At 74.2% G+C, this 12,905-nt stretch carries 8 protein-coding genes; 6 read left to right on the top strand and 2 right to left on the bottom strand.

Features of this window, described 5'->3' with window-relative positions; translation table 11 throughout:
* Positions 1 to 132 precede the first annotated feature (132 nt).
* A complete protein-coding gene (locus tag ABZ385_RS31280) occupies positions 133 to 609 on the top strand; it encodes a hypothetical protein (protein ID WP_358914001.1) in 477 nt (158 codons plus the stop codon).
* A 228-nt stretch (positions 610 to 837) separates the two neighbouring features.
* Here ABZ385_RS31280 and ABZ385_RS31275 read toward each other — a convergent pair whose 3' ends face one another.
* A complete protein-coding gene (locus ABZ385_RS31275; protein ID WP_358585228.1) occupies positions 838 to 1,161 on the bottom strand; it encodes a bifunctional 3-phenylpropionate/cinnamic acid dioxygenase ferredoxin subunit in 324 nt (107 codons plus the stop codon).
* A 190-nt stretch (positions 1,162 to 1,351) separates the two neighbouring features.
* Here ABZ385_RS31275 and ABZ385_RS31270 point away from each other — a divergent pair, with 190 nt between their 5' ends.
* From ABZ385_RS31270 to ABZ385_RS31250, 5 genes are all read left to right on the top strand, one after another.
* Positions 1,352 to 2,137: an IclR family transcriptional regulator gene (locus ABZ385_RS31270; protein WP_358585230.1), complete on the top strand. Its 786-nt coding sequence runs from the start codon at positions 1,352 to 1,354 to the stop codon at positions 2,135 to 2,137.
* Positions 2,138 to 2,323: 186 nt separating this feature from the next.
* Positions 2,324 to 3,409, top strand: coding sequence for an S-(hydroxymethyl)mycothiol dehydrogenase (locus tag ABZ385_RS31265; protein ID WP_358914000.1), 1,086 nt, complete (start codon positions 2,324 to 2,326; stop codon positions 3,407 to 3,409).
* On the top strand, positions 3,406 to 5,850 hold the full coding sequence (locus ABZ385_RS31260) for an FAD-dependent oxidoreductase (protein ID WP_358913999.1): 2,445 nt from the start codon (positions 3,406 to 3,408) through the stop codon (positions 5,848 to 5,850). The genes ABZ385_RS31265 and ABZ385_RS31260 overlap by 4 nt, the downstream gene beginning before the upstream one ends.
* Positions 5,851 to 5,866: 16 nt before the next feature.
* Positions 5,867 to 7,045 (top strand): N-methyl-L-tryptophan oxidase, encoded by a 1,179-nt coding sequence (gene solA / locus ABZ385_RS31255; protein WP_358913998.1) that lies wholly within the window; start codon positions 5,867 to 5,869, stop codon positions 7,043 to 7,045.
* 14 nt (positions 7,046 to 7,059) lie between these two features.
* Positions 7,060 to 8,181, top strand: coding sequence for an aromatic ring-hydroxylating dioxygenase subunit alpha (locus ABZ385_RS31250; RefSeq protein WP_358913997.1), 1,122 nt, complete (start codon positions 7,060 to 7,062; stop codon positions 8,179 to 8,181).
* On the opposite strand, the gene ABZ385_RS31245 is transcribed toward ABZ385_RS31250, so the two are convergent.
* The gene (locus ABZ385_RS31245) at positions 8,174 to 12,850 is read right to left on the bottom strand and encodes a hypothetical protein (protein WP_358913996.1); all 4,677 of its coding nucleotides are present in this window, start codon (positions 12,848 to 12,850) and stop codon (positions 8,174 to 8,176) included. The two genes, ABZ385_RS31250 and ABZ385_RS31245, sit on opposite strands and share 8 nt — an antisense overlap.
* Positions 12,851 to 12,905 lie beyond the last annotated feature (55 nt).

The raw sequence follows: 12,905 nt of genomic DNA, 5'->3' as shown, positions 1-12,905 counted from the left end.
GGACCGCGAAGCGGCGGGGGGAGTGACGAGATGACGGGCACGGCGGAGCGCCGCAGGGCGTCTGGGAGCGACGAGGCGGCATGGGCCGCGGCGCGGGGTGCCTCCCCGCAGGGGGCCGGGAGGCCAAGTGCCTTGCCGCGCGGGCGGAGTTCCACCGAGCGGGCGCGGCAGTCCGTCGCCGCACCGGCGCGGGAGCGGTCGGCGCCGCGCCCACCGCTGTGGGTGGAGGAGCCCGCCCGCAGACGGCGGTTGCCGGACCCGGTGCGGACGGCGGCCGTACGGGCCGTGATCATCGTGGCGGTCACCCTTGTGCAGGCGATGGTCGCCTTCCTCACCGCCCTCGCGGGGTCGTGGCTCTCCTTCCCCATGGTCCTGAGCAGCGTGGCCAGCACGGTCGTGGCCACCTGGGGCGTCCTGGACGTGTGGGTGACCCGCCAGGTGTGGAACCAACGGCACGGGGTGGTGTCCGTGCCCAGCAGTACGGCACGGCGGCTGCGGCGCGAGCGGCGCCGGGCCCGCCGTCAGGAACGGGCCGCCGAGCGCGGCAAGGTGCCTATACGGGTGCGCGTGCGCAGGCGCGAAGGAGCGGGGCAGCTGTCCCACTCCTGAGGAGTGAGTGAGGAGTGGGGCGGTGGTTACGGGGCCGTCTCCGTCGTCTCCTCGCCATCGGGCAGGGCGAGTTGGCCCCGACCGGGTCACCGGTCGAACCCTGCACGCAGTTCCCGGGCCGCGGACAGGCCGGCGAGCGAGGCACCGGCCACGGTGACGGTGACGGTCCTCATGCCGGCGGACGCTCGTATACGCCCTCCGGGATTCGTGCGGGGCCCGCGTCGGCTCTCACGCGGCTGACCCTTCCTCGGCGGCCGTGAGCCGTACGCGGATCATGCCGTCCTCGACGTATACCTGGTGGGTACGGACGGGGCGGCGCGCGGGCGGGCCGGTGGGGCGGCCGGTGCGGAGGTCGAATACCGCGGCGTGGAGGGGGCATTCCACCAGGCAGCCCTCCAGCCACCCCTCCGACAGGGAAGCGTCCTGGTGGCTGCACGTGTCGTCGATGGCGAACAGCTCGCCGTCGGCGTTGAACACCGCGACGGGCGGCGTGGTGTCGAGGCGGACGGACTCGCCCGCGGGGAGGTCTTCGAGGCGGCAGACGGAAATCATGGGCCCCCCTCTGGTGTCGTTCGGCCCGGTCCTCGCCCCTTCGGGGGGCCAAGACCCTTCGATAACATGACGTTTCACATGGCGCACGAGGGAGCGCTCTACGCAACAGAGTCCGGTCGGGACGCCCGTCACGTCAAGGGCTTCCCGAAGACGCGGCTTCACAGGGCCGCGAGGTGGTGGGGGTCGACATATGAGCGGCACAGCGAAACAGCCGAAGGCGGCCGCCGGCTCGGTGCAGTCCGTGGACCGCGCCGTGAGCGTCCTGGAGATCCTCGCCCGGCACGGCGAGGCCGGAGTCACGGATATCGCGGACGAGTTGGGCGTCCACAAGTCGACGGCCTTCCGGCTCCTCGGGGTGCTGGAGAACCGCGGCCTGGTCGGCCAGGCCAAGGACCGCGGGAAGTACTTCCTGGGTGCCGGCGTACTGCGCCTCGCGGGGGCGGCGGCAGTGCGCATGGACATCTCCCAGGAGGGCGGCCCGGTCTGCCGCGAACTCGCGGACGAGCTGGGCGAGACCGTCAACATCGCGGTCCTGGACGACGACGCCGCCGTCAACATCATGCAGGCCCGCGGGCCCGCCTCGGTGACCGCGCAGAACTGGCTCGGCCGCCGCACCCCGCTGCACGCCACGTCCAGCGGCAAGGTGCTGCTCGCGCACCTGCCGACGACGCTGCGCGAGGGCCTGATCGCCCGCACGCTGCCCCGCATGACCGAGCACACGGTGACCGGCACGGTGGCGTTGCGCGGCGAGCTGGAGGCCGTGGTCGGGCAGGGTTTCGCCGTCGCCGTCGAGGAGTTGGAGGTGGGACTCGCCGCCGTCGCCGCGCCGGTGCGGGCGCACGACGGCAAGGTCATCGGGGCGCTCAGCACGTCGGGGCCGGTGTACCGGCTGACCGAGGACCGCCTGACCGAACTGGCCAAGCGGACGGTCGCGGCGTCCGTGGAGCTGTCCCGGCGGATGGGCTACGGCTTCTGAGTCCTGCACGGCTTCTGAGTCCTGGGGCACGGCTTCGGACAGATGGGGTGCCGCCCCCTTGACGGCCTCTCGATGGCGTTCCCAGTATGTCTCTCATAGCGCAACCGGTCGTGCAGTACGCAACAGAATCTGCCTTCGTACGCATCCACGCCACCGAGCCGTGCGCAACAGCAGAGGAGTCTGGCCGTGCCCCACGAGGTCCGTGCCGTCGTCGCCGTCAAGAAGGGCGCACCCGTCGAGGTGCGGACGATCGTCGTGCCAGATCCCGGTCCCGGAGAGGTGCTCGTCTCCGTGCAGGCCTGCGGGGTCTGCCACACGGATCTGCACTACCGGGAGGGCGCGATCACCGACGACTTCCCGTTCCTGCTCGGCCATGAGGCGGCCGGCACCGTCGAGGCGGTGGGCACGGACGTCGTCGGCCTCGTCGCCGGTGACTATGTGGTGCTCGCCTGGCGCGCCCCCTGTGGTGAGTGCCGTTCCTGTCGGCGCGGGCGCCCCTGGTACTGCTTCGACTCCCGCAACGCCGCACAGTCGATGACCCTCCAAGACGGCACGCCGCTGAGCCCCGCCCTCGGCATCGGCGCCTTCGCCGAGAAGACGCTGATCGCCGCAGGCCAGGCGGTGCGGGTCGATCCGGCGGCGCGCCCCGAGGCGGCGTGCCTGATCGGGTGCGGCGTGATGGCGGGGTACGGGGCGGCCGTGCACACCGGTGGGGTGGGTCGCGGCGACACCGTCGCGGTCATCGGCTGCGGCGGTGTCGGCGACGCCGCGATCGCCGGGGCGTCCCTGGCCGGGGCCCGGCGCGTCATCGCCGTCGACATCGACGACGCGAAGCTGGACGCGGCGACCCGTTTCGGCGCGACGCACACCGTCAACTCCCGTGGCACCGACCCCGTCGCGGCCGTCCACGAGCTGACCGGCGGGCACGGGGTCGACGTCGCCATCGACGCGGTCGGCACCCCGTCGACGTACAAGCAGGCCTTCTACATGCGCGATCACGCCGGCGTGCTGGTCCAGGTGGGGGTGCCCGACGCGGAGATGAGGGTCGATCTGCCGCTGCTCGATGTCTTCTCGCGCGGCGGCGCCCTCAAGTCGTCCTGGTACGGCGACTGCCTGCCCGCGCGGGACTTCCCGATCCTCGTGGACCAGTACCTCAGCCGCCGCCTCGACCTGGGCGGGTTCGTCTCCGAGACGATCTCCCTGGACGAGGTGGAGGAGGCCTTCGACCGGATGCGGCGCGGTGAGGTGCTGCGCTCGGTGGTGGCCCTGTGAGCCGCTTCGCGGGCCGGGGGCCCCGTGTGGTCGTCGTCGGCGCCGGAATCGTCGGCTGCTCGCTCGCGGACGAGCTGACCGCCCGCGGCTGGACCGACGTCACCGTGCTCGACCAGGGGCCGCTGCCCGCGCCCGGCGGCTCCACCTCCCACGCCCCCGGGCTGGTCTTCCGGACCAACCCGTCCAGAACGCTGACCGCGTTCGCGACGTACACGGTGGAGAAGTTCACCTCCCTCGAAGCCGACGGCCTTCCGTGCTTCCACCCCGTGGGCGGCCTCGAACTGGCCACCACGCCCGAGCGCTGGGCCGAGTTGCACCGCAGGGCCGGTCTCGCCGCCTCCTGGGGCGTCCGCGCCGAACTCGTCGGGCCCGCGCGCTGCAAGGAGCTGTGGCCGCTGGTGGACGAGAGCCGGCTGTACGGCGGTCTGTACACACCGGACGACGGCTTGGCCCGCGCCGTTCCCGCCTGCCGTGCGCAGATGGCGCGGGCACGCGCGCGTGGCGCACGTTTCCTGGACCGCCACACCGTGACCGGCATCGAGCAGGACGGCGGCCGGGTCTGCGCCGTCGTCACCGACCGCGGCACCTTCCCCGCCGACCACGTCGTCTCGGCGGCCGGCTTCTGGGGCCCGGTGATCGGGCGGATGGCGGGCGTCGACGTGCCGCTGCTGCCGCTCGCCCACCAGTACGCGATCACCCGTCCCCTCTCCGAGCAGGCCGGGGCCAACGACTCGCGCACCGAGGCGTCGCGGCCGATCCTGCGCTTCCAGGACCGCGATCTGTACTTCCGGGAGCACACCGACCGCATCGGCATCGGCTCGTACGCCCATCGGCCGCTGCCCGTCGACCCGTTCGGCGTCCCCGCCTACGACGACGCCGAGAGCATGCCGTCGTCGTACCCCTTCACCGAGGAGGACTTCGCGCCCAGTTGGCAGGACTGCCGGTGGCTGCTTCCCGCGCTGGGGCGGACCGAGATCGAGGAGGGCTTCAACGGCGTCTTCTCCTTCACCCCGGACGGCATGCCGGTGCTCGGCGAGTGCCGTGCGCCGCGCGGCTTCTGGCTGGCCGAGGCGGTGTGGGTCACGCACTCCGCGGGCGCCGCCAGAGCGGTCGCCGAGTGGATGGTCGACGGGCGCCCCTCCCTCGACCTGCACGAATGCGAGCCGACCCGCTTCGAGGACGCCCAGCGCTCCCCCGCGTACGTCGCCGAGCGGGCCACCCGGCAGTTCGTGGAGGTCTATGACGTCATCCACCCGCTCCAGCCACCGGACGAGCCGCGCCCCCTACGGGTCAGCCCCTTCCACGCCCGCCAGCGGGAGCTGGGCGCCGTCTTCCTGGAGGGCGGCGGCTGGGAGCGCCCGCACTGGTACGAGGCGAACGCCCGCCTGGCCGACGGGATCGCGCTGCCCGCGCGCGACGCCTGGGCGGCGCGCCACTGGTCCCCGACCGTGGCGGCCGAGGCCCGTGCCACCCGCGAGGGGGTGGCCCTGTACGACATGACGCCCCTGCGCCGGCTGGAGGTCACCGGTCCCGGTGCGCTCGCCTTCCTCCAGCGCATGACCAGCAACAACCTCGCCAAGAGGCCCGGCGCCGTCACCTACACCCTCCTTCTCGACGAGGCGGGCGGCATCCGCTCCGACCTGACGGTGGCACGCCTGGCCCCCGACCGTTTCCAGGTGGGCGCCAACTCCCCCGCCGACCTGGACCGGCTCCTTCGGCATGCCCCGGCCGACGTCCACCTCAGGGACATCACCTCGGGGACCTGCTGCATCGGTGTCTGGGGGCCCGCGGCCCGCGCGCTGGTCCAGCCGCTCACCCCGGACGACTTCTCGCACCAGGGGTTCGGTTACTTCAGGGCCAAGGAGACCTGGGCCGGGCACGTCCCGGTGACCGCGATGCGCCTGAGCTACGTCGGTGAACTGGGCTGGGAGCTGTACACCACCGCCGACCTGGGGCTGCGCCTGTGGGACACGCTGTGGGAGGCGGGGCGGGCGCACGGGGTGATCGCGGCCGGGCGGTCCGCCTTCAACAGCCTGCGCCTGGAGAAGGGGTACCGCGCGTGGGGGCACGACATGACCGCCGAACACAACCCCTACGAGGCGGGCCTCGGCTTCGCGGTGCGCATGGACAAGGGGGACTTCGTGGGCCGCGCCGCCCTGGCAGCGCTGGGTGAGCCTGCGCGGAGGCTCACGCCCCTGCTCCTCGACGACCCGGCCGCCGTCGTCCTCGGCAAAGAGCCCGTGTACGTCGACGGCGCCCCGGCCGGGTACGTCACGAGCGCCTCGTACGGATACACGCTGGGCCGCTGTGTCGCGTACGCCTGGCTGCCGCCCCTGAGGGCCGGTACGGGCGTCGACGTCGAGTACTTCGGCGAGAAGGTTCCCGCGACGGTCGCCGAGGAACCCCTGTTCGACCCGGAGATGACCCGCATCCGCCGCTAGCCGCCAGGAGGCCCCGGTGTCCCCCACCACCTACGACGTGATCGTGATCGGCCTCGGCGGCATGGGCGGCGCCGCCGCCCACCACCTGTCCGCGCGTGGCGCCCGCGTCCTCGGCCTGGAGCGGTACGGCCCCGCGCACCGGCGCGGCTCCAGCCACGGCGGCTCCCGCGTCACCCGGCAGTCCTACTTCGAGGACCCCGCGTACGTCCCGCTGCTGCTGCGCGCGTACGAGCTGTACGAGCGCCTCGAACGGGACACGGGCCGTGAGATCGCCACCCTGTGCGGCGGCGTGATGCTCGGCCGGCCCGAAAGCCGCCCCGTTGCCGGCTCGCTGCTCTCCGCCGAACGGTGGGGCCTGCCCCACGAGATGCTCGACGCGAAAGAGATCCGCCGCCGGTTCCCGACCCTCACCCCGGACGACGACGAGGTGGCGCTGTACGAGGCACGGGCGGGCCTGGTCCGCCCCGAGAGCACGGTGGCCGCCCACCTGGAGCTCGCCACGCGCGACGGCGCCGACCTGCGCTTCGAGGAGCCCATGACGCGCTGGGAGCCCTGCCGGGGCGGCGTACGCGTCCACACCGCCGCAGGCACGTACACGGCGGGCCACCTGGTGGTCTGCCCCGGCGCGTGGGCGCCGGAGCTGCTCACCGACCTGGGCGTGCCGTTCCACGTCGAACGGCAGGTCATGTACTGGTTCCAGCCCACCGGCGGCGTACGGCCCTTCCTGCCGGACCGGCATCCGATCTACGTATGGGAGGACGCGCGAGGCGTACAGGTGTACGGCTTCCCCGCGATCGACGGGCCCGAGCTGGGGGTCAAGGTGGCCTTCTTCCGCAAGGGCACGCCCTGCACGCCGCGGACCATCGAGCGGACGGTCCACGACCACGAGATCGCGGCGATGGCCGAACAGGTGGGCCGGCTGATCCCGTCGCTCCCCGGCCGCTTCCTGAAGGCCGCCACCTGCATGTACTCCAACACTCCCGACGAGCACTTCGTCATCGCGCGCCATCCGGCGCACCCCGGGTCGGTCACCGTCGCCGCCGGGTTCTCCGGGCACGGCTTCAAGTTCGTGCCCGTGGTCGGCGAGATCGTCGCCGACCTGGCGCTGGACGGCGCCACCGGGCAGCCCATCGAGCTGTTCGACCCCGCCCGGTTCGCCGCCGCGCCCGCCCGCGGAGTCCGAGCGCCTTCTTGAGGAGGACGACCACCGTGACGACGACCCCCTTGCCGCCGAGTCTCATCGCGACCCTCCCCGGCCGCTACTACACCGACCCGGAGATCTTCCGGCAGGAGCAGGAACGCGTCCTCGAAGCGCTCTGGTTCTGCGCGGTGCGCGCCGCCGATCTCGACACGCCGGGCGCCTTCCGCACGGTACGGGTCGGGCGGGAGAGCGTCCTGGTCACCCGCTCGCGCACCGGCGAACCGCGCGCCTTCCTGAACGTGTGCCGGCACCGCGGCGCCCGCCTGTGCGCCGAGGAGTCCGGGCAGGTCCGCCGCGCCCTCCAATGCCCGTACCACGCCTGGACGTACGACCTCGACGGCAGACTGATCGCCGCGCCCAACCTGGTCAGGATGCCGGACGTGGACCGTTCCGCGTACGGCCTGGTGAAGGTGGCCCTGCGGGAGTGGCTCGGCTACCTCTGGCTGTGCCTGGCCGAGGAACCGCCCTCCTTCGAGGAGAGCGTCGTCGGCGCGGTGGTCGAGCGGCTGGGCGACGCGGCCTCCATCGAGCGCTACGGCACCGAGCGGCTCGCGCTCGGCCGGCGCGTCACGTACGACGTGCGCGCCAACTGGAAGCTGATCGTGGAGAACTTCATGGAGTGCTACCACTGCGCGACCATCCACCCCGAACTCACCGACGTCCTGCCGGAGTTCGCGGACGGCTTCGCCGCGCAGTACTACGTCGGGCACGGCGCCGCGTTCGGCGAGGAGGTCGGGGGTTTCACGGTCGACGGCAGCGCGGGCTTCGGCCGCCTCCCCGAGGTCGGCGACCAGCAGGACCGCCGCTACTACGCGGTGACCGTGAAACCGACCGTCTTCATCAACCTCGTCCCCGACCACGTGATCCTGCACCGCATGTTCCCGATGGCCGAGGACCACACGCTCGTCGAGTGCGACTGGCTGTACGCACCCGACGTCGTCGCCTCCGGAGCCGACCTGTCGAAGTCCGTGGAACTCTTCCACCGGGTCAACGTCCAGGACTTCGCGGCCTGCGAGCGCACCCAGCCCGCGATGGCGTCCCGCGCCTACCGCGGGGGCGGGGTGCTCGTGCCGACCGAGCACCACATCGGGCTCTTCCACGAGTGGCTCACCAAACAGCTCGCTACGTAGTGGCCGAGGAGGGCTGGGGCGCCGAAGAGGGCCGCGCCGGCAAAGACGCTTGCGCCGTGGGGCGCTTGTACATCCGCGTGGCCGTGATCTCGCCGTGCACCGTCTCGCCGTCGGGGTCATCGGGGTCCCGCTGCGGCAGGCCGGGGCGCAGGTGCTCCTCGACGCTGATGTACTTCAGCCCCGCCCGCAGGTCCGCGTCGTTGCGCAACCGGATGACCAGCGGGAACTCCGCGAGCGCCGTGGTGTCGAACAGGCCGGTCGTGTAGAGCAGCTGCACACCGAGCGCGTCGGAGACGGCCCGCTGGAGCTCCAAGAGGTACGTCGCGTTGGCGCGGCCGATGGGGTTGTCGAGGAAGAGCGTGCCGGCGTGCCGGTGCTTGTCCCGGCCCCGGTCGTTGCTGCGCAGGGCGGCCATCGTGCAGTACAGGGCGATGGCGGCGGTGAGCAGCTGCCCTCCGGAGAAGACGTCGCCCATCTGTCCGACCGGGACGCGCTCGGCGCGCAGCACGGCGTCCGGCTTGAGGATCTCGACGGCGACGCCGCGCGGCTCCAGCGCGGCCTGGACGCCGCGCAGCAGCAGGGACATGCCGTCGCGCCGCAGGTCCGAGTTCTTCTTCACGGCCGCGCGGGTGGCCTCGTCGATGACCTCGCCGAGGCGCTCCACGAGGGTGGCCTGGTCGGGCTCCTCGAAGCGGACCCGCAGGAACTCCTGGCCCGACCACTCCCCGAGGCCCTCGGGCAGGCGGGACAGGCGCTGGGCGGACCTGAGCGTCGCGAGGGCCGACTCCACGAGACCGCGCAGGCGGTCCACGATGCTGTCGCGGTTGCGCTCCAGCTGCGCCAGCTCGTCGGTCAGCACCCGCAGCCGGGGCGCGAAGGCGTCGGCCCACTTCTTGGCGTGCTCCGGCAGCGCGGAGGCGGGCAGCTCGCGGATCTGCTGGCGGGCGGGCGTGCGGACCTGCTCGTAGCGGGTGGAGTTGGCGTGCCGGACGAGGATGTCGCCGGCCTCGCGGACGGCGGTGTCGGCGGCGGACAGGTCGGCGGCGCAGCCGCGCAAAGAACGGCGGGCCTCGGCGGCGGCCTGGCGGGCCTCCTCCAGGGTGCCGGAGTAGGGGTCGGGCTCCTCTTCGGGGTCTTCCTGGTGCTCGCGCAGGAGGTCGCGCAGGAGGGCGGCCGTCTCGTCGAAGCCGCCCGCAGCGTCCTCCGTGGCGCGGTGCGCCTGGAGCAGCGCGGCGTGGGACTCCTTGGCGCGGCCCAGCGCCTCGGTGTGCGCGGCCAGTTCGCCGGTGGCGGTGCGCAGCAGTGCCTGGGCCTGTTCGGCGTCGGCGGGGACCAGCTCTTCGGGCAGCTCGGTGTGGGCCTCGCCGTCCTCGGGGGCGTGCCGCTCGGCCTCGCCGCGCAGCCGGCCGAGCTGCTCGCTGGCGGTGGCGGCGCGGGCCTCGATGAGCTGGACCTGGGCCTCGGCGCGGGCGGCGGCGGCCTGCCGGGAGGGGCCGTCGGAGCCGTCGGTGCCTTCGAGGAGCAGGGCGGCGCGGGTGCGCACCTTGTTGCTGAGCCGGTCCAGCTCGGCGAGGGCGGCGCTCTCGTCGCTCTCGGCGCGGGCCTGTTCGGCGCGCAGGTCGGCGCCGACGCCCACCTTCTCGTAGAGCTGCGATGCCGCGCGGTAGGCCTCGCGGAGGGCGGGCAGCGACGTCTTGGGGGCGTCGGTGTCCTCGGGGATGTCCTCGGGGGCGCCGGCGATCTCGGCGCGTTCGGCGCGCAGGGCGCGGGCGGTGCGGCGGGCGTCGTCGGCGGCGCGCTGGGCGGCGCGGCGGTCCTCGTCGGCGGCGCGGGCGCGGTCCAGGCAGGTCTGGGCGCGGGCCTCGGACTCGGCGGCGTCGTCGGCCAGTTCGCGCAGCTTGGCCTGCCAGCCGGCCCGCTCGCGGAGCCGGAAGGCGAGGCCCGCGAGGGCGTCGGCGGCGCGGCGGGCGCGCTGGGCGGCCTCTTGGCGTTCGTCCCGCACGCGTGCCGCCTCGCTCGCGGCCTCGTCGGCCTCGGCGCGGGCGGTGCGGGCCTCGGCCAGCTCGGCCTCGGCCTCCTCGGCGAAGGCGCGGGCATCCTGGGCGGCGGTGGCGAGTTCGGCGAGGCGGCCGCCGGGGCAGCCTGCGCGCCAGGAGGTGAGCCGGGCGGCCAGCTCGCGGTCCTTGGCGAGCCGGGCGGCGAGGGAGCGGATCTCCTCGTCCCGCCGGGCGGCCCGCGCGCGCAGCGCCTGCCGCTCCTCGTCGGCGGCGTGCTCGTCGTGCATGGCCGGGTTCGGCGGTACGAGGAAGACGCCGCTGTCGGTGGCCTGCTCGCCCGGTGTGGGGGCGAGGAGGGCGGCGGCGGTGCCCACGGCGACGGCCGAGCGGGGCAGCAGGGCGGCGTCCGCGAGGGCTTCGCGGGCGCGGGCGTGGGTGTCCGGGTCGGTGATGACCACGCCGTCGACCAGCTCGGGGCGGGCGGCGAGCACGCGCGCGTGGTCGGCGGGGTCGACGGCCTGGGCGAGATAGCGCCAGCCGGGCAGTGCGGGGATGCCGTGCTCGCCGAGGAACTCGACGGTGGCGAGGACGTCGGGGCCGGGCGGCAGCAGTCCGCCGTCGCCGAGGGCGCCGAGGATGCGGGAGTCATCGGCGGCGGCGGTGCGCAGGTCGAAGAGCTGCCGTTCGGCGGAGGCGACGCCTTCTTCGAGGAGGGCGCGCAGCTCGTCGGCGGAGCGGTCGAGTTCCTCCACGGAGAGGGCACCGCGCGCCGGGGAGGGGGCGCTGTCGGTTTCGGCGCCGCGGGGGCGCGGGACGGCGCTGACGCCGGTCGGCAGGCTCAGCAGTTCGGCGAGCCGTTCGTCCCCGGCGATGGACTCGGCGGCGCGGCGCTCCGCGTCGTGGGCGGCCTCGGCGGCGGTCGCGGCGTCCGAGGCGCGGGCGGCGGTCAGTTCGGCGCGGGCCTCGGCGGCGGCCGCCTCCTTGGCGTGGTCGGCGGTTCGGCGGGCGGCCTCGCGGGCGGTGTCCCAGGCGGCGACGGTCGTCTTCTCCGCGTCGCTCGCGGCGAGGGCGGCCCGCGCGGGGTCGGCGTCGGGCGCGGTGTCGTCGAGCCAGCCCGCGCGCACGGCCTCGGCGGTCTCCTGCTCGACCTCCGTGAGGCGCTGGCGCAGGTGGCCGGCCTCGCTGCGGGCCCGCTGGGCCTCGGTGGCGGCGGCGGTGGCGTCGCGGTGCGCGCTCTCGCCGGTCTCCTGGAGGGCGGCGGAGCGCTCCTCCTCCTCGTTCGCGACGTCCTCGGCGCCTTCGGCGGCGGTGTGCAGGGCGCGCACGAGGTCGGCGGCGGCCTTCGCGCGGGCGGCGAGGGCGGGCGCGGCGTCCCGCTCGGCCTCGCGGATCGCGGCGGCCACGCGCGCGGAGCGGTCGGCCGCCGCGCGGTGGCGCAGGACGGCCTCGGCGGCCTGCCAGGCGGCGTGCAGGGTGCGGGCGTCGGCGAGTTCGCGGCGCTGGGCGGCGGCGGCCTTCTCGGCGACGGTGAGCGCCAAGGACGCGTGGCGGTAGGCCAGTTCGGCGGAGATGAGGGCGCTCTTGCCGCGGGCCTGTTCGGCCTCGGTGACGGTGTGGGCGGCGGCGGTGACCTGTTCGGTCAGGGTCGCGGCGCGCCCGCGCTCCTCGACGGCGCGGGCGGACAGGCGCCGGGCCAGGGTGCGGGTCCTGCGCTCGGCGGCCGCGTGCACGTCACGTGCGCGTGCCCGGGTGCCGGCGGCCTCGACGATGCGCCCGAGCAGGTCGACGGAGCCGGCGGTGAAGTCCCGCTCGGCCATCAGTTCGGCCCGTCGGCCCAGCTTGTTGCCGAAGCCGTGGACGAGGTCGGCGAGGCCGTCGGTGTCACGGGTGTCCGTGACGGCGCGCAGCAGCAGGTCGGTGAAGTCGGAGTCCTTCTTGACGGCGAAGAGGCCCGCGGCCTCGCCCTCGTCGGCGTTCATCTCGCGCTGGTAGCGGAAGAGTTCGGGGTCGAGACCGAGGTCGCCGAGGTGTTCGTTCCAGCGGTCGTGGATCTCTTCCCAGTGCACTTCGAGGTGGGGGTAGGCCTTGGTGGCCTCGGTCAGCGCGTCGCGGAAGCCCTTCATGGTGCGCCGGCGTCCCTGCGCGCCCGAGGCGCCCTCCACGGAGGGCCGTACGGCGGTGGACTCGGCGACCGGCAGCGAGTCCAGGCTCAGGCCGGGGCCGGGCCGGAAGGAGTACCAGGCCTCGGCGAACTTCCGCGGGTCGTTCGAGACCTGGCGTCCCCGCCACTCGCTGACCTTGCCCACGACCACGCACTCACCGGTGAGGGTGTGCTGCCACTCCAGGGCGACGTGCCCGCAGTCGTCGGCGAGCAGGAACTTGCGCAGTACGCCGGAGCTGGCGCCGCCGAGGGTGTTCCGGTGGCCCGGCAGCATCACCGAGAAGATCAGCTTGAGCAGGACGGACTTGCCGCCGCCGTTCTCCAGGAAGAGCACGCCCGCGGGGGCGGGGCGGCGCGGCGGCCCTGTCGGCTCGTCCTCGAAGAACTCCGCCTGCGTGGGTGCGGGGTCGGGCACCACGGCGCCGACACCGCGCAGGTCGAGCACGGTGTCGGCGTAGCGCGCACCGGCCGGACCGATGGAGTAGAGGCGGATCCGGGACAGCTCGTACATGGCGGCGGACTCTCGTCGTAAGTCGTGGGAAACGGCGGGGAGGTGCGGGGCGGGG

It is taken from the genome of Streptomyces sp. NPDC005898, assembly GCF_040629635.1.
In the GTDB taxonomy this organism is placed as follows: Bacteria; Actinomycetota; Actinomycetes; order Streptomycetales; family Streptomycetaceae; genus Streptomyces.
The sequence above is the reverse complement of the archived record's forward strand: the minus strand, read 5'-3'. Positions and strand labels throughout refer to the sequence as shown.

Excerpts from the sequence above, each read along its gene's own strand:
- ABZ385_RS31275 (WP_358585228.1), bottom strand. The coding sequence starts at position 1,161 with ATGATTTCCGTCTGCCGCCTCGAAGACCTCCCCGCGGGCGAGTCCGTC.
- ABZ385_RS31270 (WP_358585230.1), top strand. The coding sequence starts at position 1,352 with ATGAGCGGCACAGCGAAACAGCCGAAGGCGGCCGCCGGCTCGGTGCAG.
- ABZ385_RS31245 (WP_358913996.1), bottom strand. The coding sequence starts at position 12,850 with ATGTACGAGCTGTCCCGGATCCGCCTCTACTCCATCGGTCCGGCCGGT.